Origin of the sequence: Streptomyces yunnanensis, assembly GCF_029011865.1 — a bacterium.
GTDB classification, from domain to species: Bacteria; Actinomycetota; Actinomycetes; order Streptomycetales; family Streptomycetaceae; genus Streptomyces; species Streptomyces yunnanensis.
Genome location: NZ_CP095749.1, coordinates 5,621,857 through 5,637,738 on the forward strand (window position 1 = coordinate 5,621,857; position 15,882 = coordinate 5,637,738).

15 protein-coding genes are annotated in these 15,882 nt (G+C 67.6%); 3 read left to right on the forward strand and 12 right to left on the reverse strand.

All coding sequences use genetic code 11. The annotated features are described in order from the left end of the window. Positions 1-19: 19 nt before the first annotated feature. The 12 genes from MOV08_RS24610 to MOV08_RS24665 all read right to left on the reverse strand — a co-directional run bounded on the left by MOV08_RS24610 (position 20) and on the right by MOV08_RS24665 (position 12,198). A protein-coding gene (locus MOV08_RS24610) for an IS5 family transposase (RefSeq protein WP_420834206.1) occupies positions 20-945 on the reverse strand; the annotation gives its coding sequence in 2 pieces (ribosomal slippage) (positions 20-550 and positions 553-945; 924 coding nt in all). Between the two features lie 541 nt (positions 946-1,486). Then, positions 1,487-2,293: an aspartyl/asparaginyl beta-hydroxylase domain-containing protein gene (locus MOV08_RS24615; protein WP_275308843.1), complete on the reverse strand. Its 807-nt coding sequence runs from the start codon at positions 2,291-2,293 to the stop codon at positions 1,487-1,489. A 30-nt stretch (positions 2,294-2,323) separates the two neighbouring features. After that, positions 2,324-3,040 (reverse strand): 2OG-Fe(II) oxygenase, encoded by a 717-nt coding sequence (locus MOV08_RS24620; RefSeq protein WP_275308844.1) that lies wholly within the window; start codon positions 3,038-3,040, stop codon positions 2,324-2,326. Between the two features lie 24 nt (positions 3,041-3,064). Then, positions 3,065-3,328, reverse strand: coding sequence for a phosphopantetheine-binding protein (locus MOV08_RS24625; RefSeq protein ID WP_275308845.1), 264 nt, complete (start codon positions 3,326-3,328; stop codon positions 3,065-3,067). A gap of 31 nt (positions 3,329-3,359) precedes the next feature. Further along, on the reverse strand, positions 3,360-4,691 hold the full coding sequence (locus tag MOV08_RS24630; RefSeq protein ID WP_275308846.1) for a class I adenylate-forming enzyme family protein: 1,332 nt from the start codon (positions 4,689-4,691) through the stop codon (positions 3,360-3,362). Continuing rightward, positions 4,688-5,965, reverse strand: a complete 1,278-nt coding sequence (locus MOV08_RS24635) for an MFS transporter (protein WP_275308847.1) — start codon at positions 5,963-5,965, stop codon at positions 4,688-4,690. Before MOV08_RS24635 ends, MOV08_RS24630 begins: the two co-directional genes overlap by 4 nt. Then, complete coding sequence (locus tag MOV08_RS24640; protein WP_275308848.1) at positions 5,962-7,008, reverse strand: biotin synthase BioB; 1,047 nt, start codon at positions 7,006-7,008, stop codon at positions 5,962-5,964. The genes MOV08_RS24635 and MOV08_RS24640 overlap by 4 nt, the downstream gene beginning before the upstream one ends. Continuing rightward, complete coding sequence (locus MOV08_RS24645) at positions 6,992-8,275, reverse strand: dienelactone hydrolase family protein (protein ID WP_275308849.1); 1,284 nt, start codon at positions 8,273-8,275, stop codon at positions 6,992-6,994. Before MOV08_RS24645 ends, MOV08_RS24640 begins: the two co-directional genes overlap by 17 nt. After that, a complete protein-coding gene (locus MOV08_RS24650; protein ID WP_275308850.1) occupies positions 8,262-9,083 on the reverse strand; it encodes a GNAT family N-acetyltransferase in 822 nt (273 codons plus the stop codon). The genes MOV08_RS24645 and MOV08_RS24650 overlap by 14 nt, the downstream gene beginning before the upstream one ends. A gap of 24 nt (positions 9,084-9,107) precedes the next feature. Beyond that, a complete protein-coding gene (locus MOV08_RS24655; protein WP_275308851.1) occupies positions 9,108-10,484 on the reverse strand; it encodes a B12-binding domain-containing radical SAM protein in 1,377 nt (458 codons plus the stop codon). Positions 10,485-10,664: 180 nt separating this feature from the next. Then, positions 10,665-10,955, reverse strand: coding sequence for a hypothetical protein (locus MOV08_RS24660; protein WP_275308852.1), 291 nt, complete (start codon positions 10,953-10,955; stop codon positions 10,665-10,667). 244 nt (positions 10,956-11,199) lie between these two features. Then, the gene (locus tag MOV08_RS24665) at positions 11,200-12,198 is read right to left on the reverse strand and encodes a LuxR C-terminal-related transcriptional regulator (protein WP_275311875.1); all 999 of its coding nucleotides are present in this window, start codon (positions 12,196-12,198) and stop codon (positions 11,200-11,202) included. 179 nt (positions 12,199-12,377) lie between these two features. Here MOV08_RS24665 and MOV08_RS24670 point away from each other — a divergent pair, with 179 nt between their 5' ends. From MOV08_RS24670 to MOV08_RS24680, 3 genes are all read left to right on the forward strand, one after another. Then, positions 12,378-12,677 (forward strand): hypothetical protein, encoded by a 300-nt coding sequence (locus MOV08_RS24670; protein WP_275308853.1) that lies wholly within the window; start codon positions 12,378-12,380, stop codon positions 12,675-12,677. A gap of 646 nt (positions 12,678-13,323) precedes the next feature. After that, positions 13,324-14,199 carry a ParB/RepB/Spo0J family partition protein gene (locus tag MOV08_RS24675; protein ID WP_476718403.1) on the forward strand — a complete coding sequence of 292 codons (876 nt, stop codon included), beginning with the start codon at positions 13,324-13,326 and terminating at the stop codon, positions 14,197-14,199. 726 nt (positions 14,200-14,925) lie between these two features. Next, positions 14,926-15,798 (forward strand): chitosanase, encoded by an 873-nt coding sequence (locus MOV08_RS24680; RefSeq protein WP_275308855.1) that lies wholly within the window; start codon positions 14,926-14,928, stop codon positions 15,796-15,798. Positions 15,799-15,882: the final 84 nt, after the last annotated feature.

The window sequence follows — 15,882 nt, forward strand, 5'->3', positions numbered from 1 at the left end:
CTAGGTTCTGTCTCTCCGATCATGATCGGAGCCAGATGAGAAGGGCTGCGGCGGTGACGGTGCCGAGGTAGACGTATCCGCGCTTGTCATAGCGGGTCGCGACGGCTCTGAACTGCTTCAGTTTGTTCACCGCCCGCTCGACGGTGTTGCGTTGCTTGTACCGCCCTGCGTCGAAGACCGGGGGCCGTCCGCCGCGAGAGCCTTTGCGCAGGCGGGCAGCCTGGCTGTCGCTCTTTTCCGGGATCACGTGCCGGATTCCGCGTCGTCGCAGGTAGGAGCGGATGACGCCGTTGCTGTAGGCCCGGTCTGCGCTGACGCTGTCCGGCCTTCGGCGCGGCCGGCCAGGCCCCGTGCGGGGCACGCGGATTTTGTCCAGCACCGGTTCGAACTGGGTGCAGTCCGCCCGCTGGCCCGGGGTGACGAGCAGGGACAGCGGACGGCACTGGCCGTCCGCGGCCAGATGGAGCTTGGTGGTCAGCCCGCCCCGGGAACGGCCGAGGGCCTCGCCTGCCGGACCGCCTCCTCCAGGAACGGCAGCAGACTCAGGCGAAGGTCCCCTGGAGTGGCCCCCTTTGGCGTGAGAGGTTGTGCCGGCGGCGGGTCCTTGCGGGCTCCTGCGGCATGCTGGTGGGCCCGCACGGAGGTGGAGTCGATGTTGATGTCCCAGTCGATTCCGCCGACGCCATCGGCTTCGGCCTGAACATGCTGGAGCAGCCTCTCCCAGGTGCCGTCGGCCGACCACAGCAGATGCCGCTTGTGCACTGTCTGCCACGGGCCGAAACGCTCGGGCAGCTCACGCCACTGACAGCTGGTGCCGAGCCGGTGAATGATCCCGTTGATCACTTGCTGGTGGTCCCGCCACCGGCCGCACCGGTTGTTGCTCAACGGCAGCAACGGCTCCAGCACCGCCCACTCGTCATCCGTCAGGTCCCCCCTGCTCAACATGACTCGAACAACGAGTCACATGATCGGAGAGACACGGCCTAGGTGCCTCACTGTTCCGCGGTATGACTCCGTGAGCCCGACTCGGCGCTGTGGCAGCCCCCATATGGGTGTACTTGCATGGGGGTGCGCAGCAGTGCCACCCGGTGGTCGGCGTCGATGGCGATGCGCTGGAAGCGGGGAGCCGGAACGGGCACGACTCATCATGAGCGATGTCTGCACAAGTAGCCACTTGGGGGCCAGGGAAGGAACCCGCTGCGCTACTCGTCGGTCACGGGCATGGGCTAGTGCTCCAGCAGCGGCTCTCCGTTTCTGCTGGCCGGCGCACTGTATCGAGCCTTCGGGCTGACGTGGCGCTAGGTAGTCGGTGGTTCGTGACTCACCGGATGGGCAGCGTTGGTGGGACGTGGGCATCGAGGCCAAGGCTGTGACTTGGGCGAGCGAGCTGGAGTCGTTGCACAGGTGTCCCAGCAGTTCGGTCACGAGGGCCCAGGTAGCGACAGCCGGGCCGGACGATGGCGTGTGCGGCCGGCCTCGATGAGGGTCAGGAGGCGAACTCTTTGGTCCAGAAGCTGCGGTAGATCAATTTGCGGGAAGTCTCCATCAGGTAGGCGATGGCCCGGATCTCGATGTCCGTCAGCTCGGGGTGCCATATGTCGAACAGTAGGACTGCTCGGCCCTCGGTGCTGTCGTTCCAAACCTCGTGCTCGAAGGAGTCGTCGAAGACGAACGCCTTGCCTCGCTCCCATTCCCTCGTATCGTCACCGACCCGGATACGGGGGCCCTGCGGAGTGATGAGGCCCAGGTGGCACCGCAGATGTGCGTTCGTGTAGCCGGTGTGCGCCGCGATATGGGTGCCCGGGTCCAACACTGAGAAGTAGGTCATCCCACAGCCCAAAGCCCCGGGGACCGGTTCGAGCGTCTTGACAGTCCTCGGGCAGGCCCGAAGATTCCTCGGGTAGGCCTTGGCCGTGTAATAGAGGTAGTGCGCCGACCACCGTCCCTCGTCCGCGAGTTCGCTCGGCTTGGACAGGGTCCGCTTGCCGGTCAGGCCACCCAAGGATTCGAACTCCGCTGTGATGGCCTCGGTAGCTGCTTCCAGGTCCGCGATCCATGGGAAGCGGTCGTTGTCCCACCAGGCGATCTCGGAGAGACCTGGGATGAAGATGTTCGGTTCCTGGCCACCGGACGTGTGCTCCAGCACCTCGTTGCGGAGTGCGATATCTAGGCCGTCCAACACACGACTGAGGGATGCTCGATCGACTCCGTGCTCCTCGATCCAGTGGTGCAGATAGGCCGGGCTCTCGGCAAGCCACGATTGCATGAACGCCTCCCAGGCATAGTTGGTCAACAGATGTGCGTGAGGGGGGTGTGACTCTGGTCAGCCGGTGGTGAGGATCTCCTCGAACTTCTGTCGTGCGTCCACCTGGGGGCGCTCCCGCTCCGGGCGCTTGGAGACGAAGCCGGTGAGCGTACGGCGCAGAGTGTTTCCCGCGGTATGGTCCACGCGGCCGATGGTGTGGACGGTGTCCGACTTCACCAGCACCAGCCGGTTCGGCTTTGGCGCGATGGCCACCGGGCTCGTCGTGCTCCGGGCGATCCGTGCCTCCATGCGCAGCACCAGGTCGTTTTCTGTGGCCTCGGCCTCGGCCTCGGGCGGCGGATCCTCATCGAGCAGCTTCAGCTCCCCGCCCCAGGACAGCCGCCACCGGTCGTGCAAGAAGAGAATGAACTCGCCCTGACGCCCGCGGCCGGCATCGTTGTGCCAGCCCAGACGGCTGCCTGCCGGGTACTTCCAGAACGCGAACGCCAGCCGGTCCCAGTCGGTGCCCGCCTCCCCGTAGAAGCCGCTGTACGCCCGCACCGTCCGGGCCAGTTCCTCGTACACCTTCGGCCGCCCGCCGGCTTCCGCGGCGCCGAGGTCCTCCCGGAACTGCACCCCCTTCGAGCGGAAGGCGTATCCGTCCTCGTCCGAGATGACGCTCTCGCGGCGGGTGAACGCCGCGCGGTCCATCATCTCCTGGGCGGCGGCGAAGTCCTGCTCGCCGAGGAAGTCGTCGATGACGATGTAGCGCCTTCCGCGCTGGATTTCCTTCATGTTCTCCACCTCCAGGTCAATGAGTCAGCTGTTGCGCCCCGTCCGGGCGGCGAGGATCGCCGCGCCCCACCCCGCGACACTGCGATGCTCGGGGCTCACCAGCACGTGATCGGGCAGCTCGCCGCCAGTCTCGTCTTCCAGCCGCGTAGCGAGGGCGATCCAGTCGAGCGAGCTCAGACCAAGCAGTGACAGGTCGAGGATCCGCAGGTCGGCATCCTCGATCAGCTCCTCGGCGGTCGAGGTACTGATCCCCCGTTCGCCTAGCGTTCGTACAACATGACGCGCCACCAGTAGTTCACATGCGTGGCGCTCCGTGAGACTAGGCACACCTGCTCACTTTCCGTACCTTGTCGATGACCATGCCCCGGTCCCGTTTGCCCACCGCGGTCCGAGGAAGTTCCCGGAACACCACCACGCGCGGCACTGGTGTTCCGGCGGGGCAACCGGCCAGGGCCGCCAGCAGGCCTTCCTCAGAGGAGTCGCCTTCGACCACGGCGTAGAAGTCCTCGGTCTCGGGTGTGTCGCTGCGCGGGAGGACGAGTAGGAAGACATCTGTTACCCCGGGCACGGCGCGTAGCGCCGCCTCAGTGGCGTCCGCCTGGATGAATCGCCCGTTCAGACGGAGGGGGCCGCGCACACGTTCCTGGAAGTGGACGATGCCGTCGGTGTCGAGCTGGACGATGTCGCCGGTATGCCATTCCGCAGCCGGCCCCTGGTCCTCGCCGAGGTACCCCTCCAAGGGTGCCGCCAGCCGCAGTACCAGTTCACCGCGTTGCCCAGGCAGCGGCTGGACGATGTCGACGCCCGGCACCGGCCTGCCCATGCCGCGGTCCCCGAAGAAGGTGCCGCCGGTCTCCGTGGAGCCGTATCCGCGTAGAAGCGGCAGCCCAAAACGTTCACGGAAGGCGTCCTCGAGTTCGTCGGGGACCTGGCCGGCCCCGGCCATCGCGGCGCGCAGTGTTGCGTCGCCGCCCTGTCGCCGAGTATCGGTCAGCAGCCTGGCCAGCGGCGGAGTGAGGGCGAGTACCGACACGGCGCCGGAGTCGGCCTTGCGGGCCAAGGAGCTGGCCCGGACGAAAGGCGTTACGTCGATGTCGCAGCCGCTGATGAGCGCGCTCATGGCGACGCCCCAGCCGAAGGAGTGCGCCAGCGGGACGGGTACCGCGACGCAGTCGCCGGGCACTAAACCCAGCCCCGCGCGGTAGCCCTGGGCGTCGTACAGCACGCTGGCCACACCGCGCTGGGCGACCTTGGGCCGGTCAGTGCTGCCCGAGCTGAGGTGGAGCACGGCGGTCCGGTCCAAGGCTGCGCCGCGCTGATCCGGTGCGGTGGTGGCTGGGGTCACGGATAGGTCCGGGGTGATTCGGCAGGCCTCGCGCACTGTCCGGTCGGGCACGCCGTCCAGGGCCGGCGCGGGCTCGGGCACGGGCATTGGCACTGCGTCCAGCCGCCACACCGCCAGGGTAGCGACGATCAGGTCGCGGCCTTGTAGACCGGCCAGTACGGCGATCTCGCCGGGCCGTACCCCGGCTCGGCCGAGGCGGTCGCAAAGAGAAAGGAAGGGGGACCCGGTGGCGTCGATGCGCTCGCCGTTGACGTGTACCCCCTGTGCCAGAATGCGCATCACCAGAGCCTGACGGCCGCTGCTCACCGTGCAACCTCCGGAGTCCCGGCATCCGTCGGGGAGGTAGCCGCCGTCATGACCTTGTCGACGGTGAGGATCGGCAGGACCGTCACGACGCTGCCGACCACCCCGATCCACAGCGTCGGCACCATGCCGATCGCTGAGCCGAGCCAGCCCGCGAGCAGTGCTGCGAGCGGCATGCTGCCCCAGACGACGAAGCGGATGGAGGCGTTCATCCGCCCGAGGAGGTTCTTGGGGCAGAGACTCTGCCGCAGGCTGACCTGGGTCACATTGAAGAGCAGTGCCCCGGCGGTGAGGCCAAACTCGCCTACCAGCAGGACCGCTCCCGCGAGGATCCGGCTATGCGCGGCCACTAAGGCCGCCAGCGGGCTGGACACGGTGAAGAACGCTGTCGTGAGCAGGCCGAAGGACATGACTGCGCCGACACTGAACCGCTGCCGTGCCCTGGGGGCGAGCAGTGCTCCCAGAACGCCTCCGACTGCGCCGCAGGTCATGACGAGGCCGAGCATGAACGAGTCGAAGCCGAGGGTGCGTATGACCAGGACCGGAACCAGGGTCGCCACCATGGTGGCGAAAAAGTTGGACACCCCCATGGCCGCCGCGAGCCGCCGGACGACCGGCTGGTCGCGGACGAAGCGCAGGCCCTCCGCGATGTCTGCCGCGAGGCGGCCCTTGGTCTCGGGGGTCGGCACGGCCCGCTGCTCAGCGTCCTTGGTCACCGACAGGCACAGGAAGCAGGCGAGATAGGTGAAGGCGTCCACGAGCATGACAACTGGCGCGCTGATGGCCCGCATGAGCAGCCCGGCCAGTGCCGGCCCGCCGAGGGTGGACACCTGGGCGGTGGCTTCGAGGCGGGCGTTGGCGGCGGCGATGTCGTCCTCGAGCACCAGCACCGGCACGTAGGACTGGTAGGCGACGTCGAAGAAGACGGACACCACGCCGACGACGAGCGCGACGGCGTACAGCACTTCAATCCGCAGCCCCCCGGTGAGCCACAGGCCGGGAACAGCGAGGACGGCAAGGCAGCGGATGAGGGCGGCGACCATCATGGTCCGGCGTTTGAGCATCCGGTCCACCCATGCGCCCGCAGGGAGGCCGATCAGGAGGTAGCAGACGGTGGACGCGGCGCCCAGGATGCCGACCTCCTGGCTGTCCGCGTGGAGAAGTTCCACGGCGGTCACGGACAGGCCGAGGGTGCCGATGCGGGTGCCGAATTGGGAGAGGGTCTGCCCGAGCCAGAAGCGTTTGAAGTTGGCGGAGTTCACCGAGTGGATGGTCATGACGCGTACCTCAGGCGGGACCTGCCGTCCGTAATACCCGCACTGATCGGAGCACCCGGTTCCGTCTCAGGGGACAGGAACACGGATCCCCGCAGTCGGAGTCCCGACGCGCGGACGAGGCCGTCCACGTACTGCTTCTTGACCACGAATCGGTCCTTTCCGTAGATCAGGTAACGCTGCCGGTCGGTGTCGCCCGTGAAATTCACCGTCATGACGTTCGCGCCGGCGGCCAGTCCCCGGGACTGTCCGCCCGAGGAGGTCTTCTCCAAAGCGCTCACCGACGGGACGAGCAGCTGGGGGCGGTGCAGCCGGAGGGTGGCTAGGGCGTTGAGGGCGAGCTCGTTGTCGCCGATGGGGGAGAGCTGGAGCGGGGTGTTCGGCGCGGGCACGAAGGGGCTCACGCTGCACATGTGGACTCCCATCGTCTCGGCCAGTTCGATGTCGTCGACGATGCTGTCGAGAGTCTGGCCGGGCAGGCTGGAGATCAGGCCTGTGCCCACCCGGTAGCCGAGGTCCAGCAAATCCCGCATGCAGCGCAGCCGGTCGTCGAGCGATTCGTGCCGCATCGCCTCGAACAGGCGAACGTCGCTGGTCTCGTGCTTGAGGATGTAACTGGTCGCGCCGAGGGCGCGGAGGCGCTCGTACTGCTCCCGGCGCATGTTCCCGAGGTTGAGCAGGATCTCGACGCGGCCGTCGTACAGTGCGCGGATCCGGGGGATGGCGTCCTCAATGGCTGAGAGGTTCCGCGGGGTCTCGCCGCCCTGGAGGAGGATGATGTCGATGCCGGCGGCCCGGATCTCGCGCGCCCGTTCCAGGATGTCGTCGCTGCTCATGAAATAGCGGTCGTTCTCACGGGTGTTGTCGCGGCGCATCGGACAGTAGTCGCAGTTCACCCGGCACACGTTGCTGACCTCGATGACCCCGCGCAGGATCACGGTGGGTCCGAAGTGCTCCTCGCGGACCCGTCGGGCCTCGGCGAAGAGTTCTTCCTGAGCCGGGCCCCTGGCCGTGAGATACGTTCGTATTTCAGATCGATTGAGCATGGCCACACCTCTCCTCGTTGCTGGACCCGGTCGGCTCGCTGTCGGTGCCGGCACTGGGGTTGTGGGGGACGTCGAAGTTGACGACTTGTTCGGCGACGAGCCTGGGGTCCGCCGTCTCCCGGTAGGAGCGGAGGACGGTGGCTAGGTCCGGCGCGAAGCGCACCGTCGTGACGGCACCGTTGACCGCCACCGTGATGGTGTCCCCCGGAGCGATCCGCTCCCCGCTCAGGTGCAGGGTGACTTGGTGAGCCCCGCTGACCTCGATGTCGATCCGGTCGGGGAGGGTCCGGCGGGCGTGGACCACGGCCGCCTGCTGCGGGGTGATTCCGCCAAGGCTCACCCAATGGGCGCGGCCGTGGGCGTCCTCCTCGGCCCGGTGACGGATCTCGTCCGACTGCCCGGTACGGCGTGTACGGTTTGCCAACCAGCCGGCGAGCCGGTGGAACAGTGGACCGTCTTCCGCCAGCCCCAGCGTCTCCAGCCCGTGCGCGCCGTTCGGGACCTCCTCGTACGCCACGTCAGGGTGGCCGAGAGCCCGCAGTGTGCTGACGGATTCCCGGTCGAACTGCGCCGGAATCTGCTCGTCCTCGGCTCCGTGCACGACGTAAAGGGGAAGCGGAAGGGTGTTGGGCAGCAGGGCCTGGGTCCGGGCGTCGGTGCCGAAGGACTCCCAGACCGAGAGGGCTCCGTTGAGCGGGACAGCGGCCGCGTACGAGTGCCAGAACCTCATGGCCAGGTTCCAGGTGGCCAGGCCGCCCATGGAGACTCCGGCGAGGACGCAGCGGTCCGGGTCGACGTCGAGTTCGGTGCGCGCCCAACGCAGGGCGGCCAGCGGGAAGTCCCGGCCGGCCAGGTCCCAGCGAGGCATGTGGAACCTGCTCCCGAAGATTCCGGCGAGGTCGAGGTTGTTCGACTTCCGCGTCGGAATCTGTGCCGTCGGGCAGAGGACGGCCATCGACAGTCGGTCGCCGAGTGCGGTGAAGGACGGCAGCACCTGGTCCCCGCTGCCTCCGGCACCGTGCAGCACGATCAGAGCACCGAGCCGGCGGCCCGGAGCATAAGGGGGTACGTGCACCGCCATCTCCGTGCGGCGGCCTTGCTCGTCGTACAGCTCCGCCGCGCCGGACCAGGCTTGCCACTCAGCCTGGTCGGGACGGCCGAGCAGCTCCCGCAGCCGGGCCGGGCCGATGCCCCGGCGGCGCAATTCCGCCAGGGCTAGTTCCGGGTCGGCGCGCAGGCACAGAGCGCGGATGTCACGCGGCTTCATCCGTGTCCCGCCTCCCTGCGTCACGATCCGTACCGAAGTCGAGGCGGCCCAGGCGGACCGGCGTGCGGCTCAGGCGCCGTGCCTTGATCGCGGCCAGGGACAGTGCGGACGGGATATCCGCCGCCGGAACGGGGAACTCGATGAAGGCTGCCCCCTTCGCCTTGGCCAACGGTCCTACATCTGTGATTAGACGGTGGAGATCCACGACAGAGGGCAGCGGGAAGCCGCTGAGTACCAGGCGGTGGCGGTCGAGTACCCAGTGGACCGTCGCGGGGGCGCCGCCGCTCAGCAGGTCAACCACCAGAGGGGCCAGGGCATAAGCCCCGTGCTCTGGCGAGCCGGGTAAGAGCGTGCCGCTGGCGGCGTCGGGAACAGGCCCGGAAATGGGCGGGCCGTCGGCCGGTACAGATACCTCAAACCGGTGGATCAGCGGTCCCGTCTCCCGTAGCCGTAGCATCCGGGCCAGTCCGGCCTCTGGCTTGTGCGGCTCGACCCACACGGCGAGGCCGGCATACCCGCCGCGGCGGGCGGCGTCGCGCAGCGCGAAGGCCAGCTCCAGCGCCGCACCGCTGCCACGCGCGGACTCGGCGACGAAGACTCCCTTGAGCAGAAGGAGTTCCCCCCACTTCATGCTGCGATGCACGGCGCCCAGGCGTCCTTCAGCAGTGTCGAGGCCCAGCCACAGGTAGTCGTCCCCAGCTGCCAGCTCCCTGGCCAGCGTCTTGGCGTCGAGTTCTTCGAGATCGATGATTCGGAGGATCTCGTCGGTGTCCGCCGGCGTCAGTCGGCGCACTCGGTCGGTCGTCATGGGCATTCACCTACAGTCGAGCGTTCATACGAGGGGCAGTTGGCGGCTCAGCGCGAGGTAAGGGAACTCCGTTGGCGCCGCGTCCTGAAGCCCCGCCGGGAGGGGGACCTTGGTCATCCGCTTGCTAGAGCTGCGGACGGCCATGAAATTGATCAACACCTTGGCTGGCATGAAACGGCTGTCGAGGTCCTGGATGATCCACGAGAAAAGATCGGGGTGGAACGGGTAGAACGTCGGGCCGACCAGGTCGTCGTCGGGCATGTTGAGCTGTCGGGCCATACCGGTCTGAGGCAGCACCCGGTAGCCCACGTGCATCACCAGCTCGCCGTCCTCAAGTCTGGAATTGATGTACTGCGCACTGTTGCGCACGCTTTCGCGGTCCTCCCCAGGCCCGCCGAAGACGACGCTCACGCGGGTGGGAATGCCGTGCCGTCTGCACCGTTCCAGGCACCGGTCGACATGGCGGGTGCCGAAGGTCTTGCCGAGCAGTTTCATCACGCGGTCATCGAGGCTGTCCGGAGAGATGACGACGAATTCGACCTTGCTTCCGGCGAGCAGTTCGGCGAATTCGTCGTCAAACGGCTTGGGGGTGAAGTAAGCGGACCATGTCAGTCCGGGCAGGTTCAGGTCCGTGACCAGCCGTACGACTTCCTTGGCGTAGCGGAGCTCGCTGTTGAAGATTCCGTCGGTGAAGAACACCCGGCGGATCCCTGAGGCGTGAATGGCGCGGAGTTCGGAAGCGATGAGGTCCAGCGGCTTGAGGTCGCCACTATTCTCGCCGCTGATGTAGGCGTACGGGCAGTAGACGCACCCCTGATAGCAGGTCTTCCTGCGCGTCTCCACGCCGATCATGGCGTCTTCGAACTTGGTGTAGGTCTCCATCAGCGACTTGGGGTGCTGGAGTAAGTCCGTCATGAAGCCGCTGTACCGCCGGCCCGTGATGTTCCTGCCTGCCTCCCGGTAACGTTCCGGGTCGCTGAGAATATCCAGCATGGCCTGCTCACCGGGGCCGACGACGCCCACATCAAATCCGAGACGGGCCAGCAACTGGTCGGCGAACAGGCTGTATCCGGGGCCTCCGCCGACCAACAGGGGGTTCTGGCCGGCCGCAGCAAGCGCTTGGCGCACTCGATTGACGAAGGCCTCGTAGTGCTCGACGTGGCCGTCGCAGGACATGTCGATGGGGTCGATGTTGCGGATGGTGAACCCGATGGCGTCCCAGGGCTCGGTGGCCCAGGAGAGGTCCTCCAGGGCACCGGGGTCCTCGACGAAATCGATCAGGCGGGTCCGGTGGTCCGCTCGGTCGAGGGCATCCTGAACACACCGCAGGCCGATCGGGAAAATCGGCTCGTTGCCCGGCATGGGGAGACTGGCCAGATTGACGAGTGCGACGCGGGCCATCTTCGGTCCTCCGAAAAGATTCTGCGCAGTGACGGGCAGTTGAACAGCTGACAGGCGGCGGCCAGACAGCGGGGACAGGCCGCAGAGAGCGGCCTGTCCCCGTCCTTCCAGGGCTGTTCACCTTGCGCGTCGAGGGCTACGCCGGAACGACGCTATGACTTTCTGCGACCCGGATGCGGATCAGGCGCAGGAAGGCCCCACCATTGCGTGCAGGAAGTCGGAGTCGACGAGGTCGAACAGCGCCTCGCAGAGCTTGTCGAAACGCTCAGGGTCGGTCGCCAGGAGGACCTCGACGGCCTCCTTCTCCATCAGCATTCCGGAGCCTTCCAGGGCTTCGCGGGGGTTGTTGGCAAGGTGCGAGGCGAAGGACTCGTCGTAGCTGAGACGCCCGATCATGGCCTCCATGGTGAGGGCCGCCTGATTTGCGGCAGCGACCTGCGCGGCGGTGTAGCCGACAACCTGCTGAGGCATTTCTCTTCTCCTCTTCTTCCCCGTTGCGGGGATCCGTGGATTGGCGAGAGAGAAGTTCACACGTCTGACGATGTTCGGTCAATGGATCGCCGACGGATGGTCGAACGGCAGAAATTCAAAAGCCCCGGCTGTGCCCGGCTGTTCGTGGGAAGCCGGGAGGACGGCGCCCTCGCCCTTGTCCAACTGCGGGCCATCCACAGTTGGACAAGGGCGAGAGCGCGTCGCATAGCTGAGTGATGGCATGTCAGTCCGAGTGGGTCTTCAGGTAGCCCCGCTGGGCGGCGTGGGCACCAGCTTGGAACCGGCTCTGCGCGTCGAGGTGGACGAGCAGGGTCGCGGCGATCCTTCGTACAGTCCGGCTGGAGACCCCGAGGTGGTGCGCGATCGCCTCGTCCGTGCACCCTTTGGCCATCAGACGCAGCACCTCGCCTTGCTGCTTGGTGAGTCCGCTCGGGCTGCGCTCCGGCCGGGTGCCGACCGGCTGCGAGGACTGCCACGTGCTTTCAAAGAGCGCGCACAGCAGGGTAATCGTGCCCGGGTTGTCGATCACCAATGCACCGGTGCCGGTGTTCTGGCTGTCGGCCGCGATGAGGGCGACCTTGCGGTCGATGACGATGAGCCGGTTGGGCAGAGTTGGTGCCGTGCGAACCTCGGCTCCCTGGGCCGTTAGCCATTCCGCATGTTCAACCGTCGCTTGGTCGCGCCGAATGCTGTCCAGGTATACGGTGCGCATCCGTATTCCCCTATTCAGGAGCCGAAGGTTGAGAGGGCGTGAGGCCGCCATGTTTTCCGGGGTCTGAGGGCCTCCGGGGGCGAACGTCAGAAACTCCTGCTCGACCTGACTGTTGAGGATTTCGAGGTGCTCACGAATAGTGTCGATACCGGCCAGGTACCGGAAGCCCGAGCCGGCTCCCGGCGCGTACTGCTGGGCGTACTGGGCGATGACATCAGCCGCTGCCGCGCGGCTCGCCTCGACGTGCTGCTGATGCGCCGCCAGCTCCGCCTGTTGTCGAGCGAGCAGAGCCTCCAGGCCGAGCAGCGGATTGACGGCGCGCACCTGCACCTGGTCCGCCGCTGAGTGCCGGACCAGTGCCAGGCCGCTCAGCCGGTCCAGCGCCTCCCGTACCTCACGCTCCGACAGATTGAGTTCGGTAGCCCAGTCCGCGACGTCTCCGTCCGGACGGGCCAGAATCGTCCTATACACAGCTTCGGTGACCGAATCAATACCTAAGCCGGAAAGCATGCGCACCCTTTCTCCCCTGGACACCCTGCTCTGTGAGCGAGAAACCGAGATAGCAGCGCAGATTATATGGATGACAGCCCGGGCTTGGGGCGAGAAGCTTCTGACGCCGTTCTGCCGCACGCTGGTATATCCCCACGCCGAATCGCACGCGACCTCCGCCTTGTCTCTGTGAGGGAGACATGTTGTACCTCGTCCACATCCACCTGGCACCGCACCCCATGGGTATCCCGCTGCCTCTGTGCGCGGCTGCGGCCGTTGCCGACGCCTCTCCGCGCGACGCGGGCGTCGTGCATGTCACCGCGCACCCGATGGGCGGGCCGAATCCGGTCATCGGTGTCTATCTCAGGTCGGAGACGCTGGAGTCAGCTGAGGCGGCGGGGTACACCCTTTGGCGGAATACCGTCGGCAACCTGCCATGTATGGGCGGATGGGCCTTCCTCCGGGCGGAGGTACCACTGATCCCGCAAGGGCAGTGGTGACCCGCGCGCCGCATACCTCTGGACGCGGACCTGTCCTCTGGCGGACATGGCCGCTCTGCCCCTCCCCTCACCACTTTTCCCGGCTCCCCGTCAAAGCAAGACTCGGTCACAGGTCGCACAGCGGCCGGAGAACGAAGAACCCAGCATCGACACGAGGGGGAGTAACAGAATGATGCGTCGCATCGCACTCTTAGGGGCTGGAGTTGCGGCCGTGACGGCCACGGCCTGCGGGGTGGCGGCCACGCAGGGCTCGCACCCGGCCAGGGTCCAGGCGGACTCGGGCTGGCAGTCCCCGGTCGCCCTGGCGGCCCCACTTACTCTTGCCTCTTCCTTGGGGGAGCAGCTCAAGGTCCCGGGGGACTCGGGCTGGCAGTAGCAGACCCGGTCCGTGTCCCTCGCATCCGGATCCCTCAAGGAGGTTGTAACAGCGGTGTCGTCCCAGCAAACGGAGCCGTCCCGGCGAACGGACTCCGATTACCTGCTCAGACTTCGAGACGAGCTGCTCGACTCCCCCGTGGAGAGTGTCCCCCTGCGAGCCGTAAAGATAGCGGCCTCCCCGCGCAGCAGCGTGGAAACCCCAGAACACACACGCACCCTCGCGGAGCTCGGGGAGTTGCTTCCGCCCGTTCTGGTGCACCGCGCATCGATGACCGTCATCGACGGGATCCATCGGTTACGCGCGGCTGAACTCCGCGGTTGGTCCAGCATTTCCGTCCGGTTCTTCGACGGCAGCGCAGAGGACGGCCGCCTGTTGGCGGTGGCCCTGAACGTGGCCGCCGGTCTTCCGCTGTCAGTGGAGGAGCGCACGGCGGCCGCCGAGCGGATCCTCGCGGCACATCCGGAGTGGTCTGACCGGTCGGTGGCCTCGGTGGCGGGCCTGTCCTCGCGGAAGACGGCGGACATCCGCCGGGGACTGCTCGGCGACGCGCCAGAGCTTGTCGCCAAGCGCGTGGGCCGAGATGGTCGCGCCCGGCCCGTCGATCCGTCCCAGGGCCGCAAGCTGGCCGCCACGCTCCTCCGGAAGAACCCGACAGCCTCCCTCCGCCAGATCGCACGGGAAGCGGGCATCTCGCCGGCCACCGTCGCCGACGTGCGGGGGCGGATCGCGCGGGGTGAAGATGTGACGGTGGCGCGGCAGTCCGCCCGCAGAGCAGGCGGTTCCCGGTGCGGTGGCGCCAGGGCGGCCGAAAGGAGCCTGGTCGGAGCCGGCGCCGGAACCGCCTCCGTCCGCAGGGCACAGCTCCCGGATCCGGCCGACATCTTCAACCTGCTGCGGCGGGATCCTTCACTCCGCCTAAACGAGACCGGGCGCTTGGTCCTGCGGCTGCTGGACGCCGGCGCCGCAGTCGCCCGGGACCCGGAAGGCATCGCGGCCAGCCTCCCCTCGCACTGCAAGGAGGCCGTGGGTCGCCTCGCGCAGATCTACGCCCAGAGTTGGCAGCTCTTCGCCGCCGAACTGCAAGGGCCGACGGGACGACGCCCCCCTGCGCAGGCGACCGTCGTCCTCAAGCAGGTCTCCTGACGGGCGAGCACCCCAGCTGGTTGAGGCCCCATACGTCGATGGGGTGGCAGTTACGCCGTGAGAGTCAAAGGCATTCCCCCCCCAAAGGTGGGCTCGGGTGCTTCGGCGGGATCACGTCGGTGTCGCGCAATGGGCCCGGCTCGTGCAGGACCCGCCATCTGCCTCGCTGCGGCCATGCGTGCGGGGCCCGAGCGAGCCCGGGTGGCGGCGTGCTGCGTGTACGGTGCATCCATAGGGGAAATCGGCCAGCAGGCGTTGGGAAGCCTCAAGTGTCCATCCCCGGTAACTGCAGGTCAGCACCACCCGCGAACCCCTCACCGTGCGAAAGAGCCCCTGTCGGAGAGATCCGGCAGGGGCTCTTTGGTGTCGTGCGGCGGCGAAGTGCCGCAAATGTCGTGGCGTCGGCGATCTTGTTGCGGTGAAGGGGCCGGAGTGCGATCCGGGGGTGTGTGTCGGGTGTCGCCGGCGGCGGGCCGCACGTGTGGTGGGTCGCGTGCGGGCGGGTGTGCCGGGCGTCGGGGTTGTCCGTCCGGGCGGCGAACTCCCGCTTGGTGAGCCGGGGTTCGGGCGGCGTGGCATGGCGGGTGGTGGGCGCGGGGCCGGAGCCGGCTGGCGTCTCCCCCCGCTGCCCTGACCAGCGCATACTCGGCAGGCTAAGGTCTCCGGCGAGACCCGGGGGCAAGAAGAGGCAGGAACAGGCCGGAGCGGTTCGTGGAGTTGACCAGAATGCGTCGCACCTTGCTCGTCGTCCTCGGTGCGGTGCTCACCTTGGGCGGTTGCACGTCCGGGACGGCCGACCAGGGCAACCAGGCCGACGGGGCCGACAAGGCCGGTGGTGCGGCCGGGGCTCCGGCTGCTCCCGCGGCGGGTCCGGCGGCGATCCTGATGATGGACGACATCACCGCGGTGTTCGAGAACGGTGCCACCGTTCCGCAGTACGGCTACATCACCGATCTGCACGACGGCTGCGGCTACACGGCGGGGTGGGTCGGGTTCTGCAGCCAGAGCGGCGACATGCTCGGGCTGGTCACGTCGTACAACGCCGCCGCACCCCACAACGTGCTCGCGAAGTACACGCCCGTCCTCCAGCGACTGGCCGACTCGGGGAGCGAGGACACCGGCGCGCTGGGCGGGGCGTTCGTGCGCGACTGGAAGAAGGCCGCCCTGGACCCGATCTTCCGGAGGCTGCAGATCCGGGTGGGCCACGACACGTACCTCGCCCCGGCCGTGAAGCTGGGCGCGCGGGAGGGGGTCAAGAGCCAACTGGGTCTGGAGAACCTCTTCGACACCGCCCTGATGATGGGCCAGGGTGCGGACGACTGCGACGGCATGGTGAAGATCGCCCAGGAGACCGACGAGGCGCTCGGGGGGAACCCGGCCTCGGGGGTGAACGAGGCGCAGTGGCTGGCCCGGTTCAACGCCGTCCGCCAGAAGCACATGAAGCACCCCTGCACCCCCGACCGTCAGAACGACTGGCCGCAGGCGGTCGACCGGTCGCGGGCCCTGCAGGAGCTCGCGGACCGCGGCGCGTGGGATCTGAAGGGTCCGCTGACCGTGGGCGCCGACTTCAGAAGGACCATCAACAGGCCGCAGGACTGACCCACTTCGCGCCACCGGCCGCGCCGGGTCGGGCATCGGCTTTGCTGAGATTTTTCGCGGGCTTAACGGCCCCTGTACCGCGCG

Coding starts and splice junctions, on each gene's coding strand:
- MOV08_RS24620 (WP_275308844.1), bottom strand. CDS start 3,040: ATGAAGGAAATCCAGCGCGGAAGGCGCTACATCGTCATCGACGACTTC.
- MOV08_RS24635 (WP_275308847.1), bottom strand. CDS start 5,965: ATGACCATCCACTCGGTGAACTCCGCCAACTTCAAACGCTTCTGGCTC.
- MOV08_RS24640 (WP_275308848.1), bottom strand. CDS start 7,008: ATGCTCAATCGATCTGAAATACGAACGTATCTCACGGCCAGGGGCCCG.
- MOV08_RS24645 (WP_275308849.1), bottom strand. CDS start 8,275: ATGAAGCCGCGTGACATCCGCGCTCTGTGCCTGCGCGCCGACCCGGAA.
- MOV08_RS24650 (WP_275308850.1), bottom strand. CDS start 9,083: ATGACGACCGACCGAGTGCGCCGACTGACGCCGGCGGACACCGACGAG.
- MOV08_RS24655 (WP_275308851.1), bottom strand. CDS start 10,484: ATGGCCCGCGTCGCACTCGTCAATCTGGCCAGTCTCCCCATGCCGGGC.
- MOV08_RS24660 (WP_275308852.1), bottom strand. CDS start 10,955: ATGCCTCAGCAGGTTGTCGGCTACACCGCCGCGCAGGTCGCTGCCGCA.
- MOV08_RS24665 (WP_275311875.1), bottom strand. CDS start 12,198: ATGCTTTCCGGCTTAGGTATTGATTCGGTCACCGAAGCTGTGTATAGG.
- MOV08_RS24670 (WP_275308853.1), top strand. CDS start 12,378: ATGTTGTACCTCGTCCACATCCACCTGGCACCGCACCCCATGGGTATC.
- MOV08_RS24675 (WP_476718403.1), top strand. CDS start 13,324: ATGACCGTCATCGACGGGATCCATCGGTTACGCGCGGCTGAACTCCGC.
- MOV08_RS24680 (WP_275308855.1), top strand. CDS start 14,926: ATGCGTCGCACCTTGCTCGTCGTCCTCGGTGCGGTGCTCACCTTGGGC.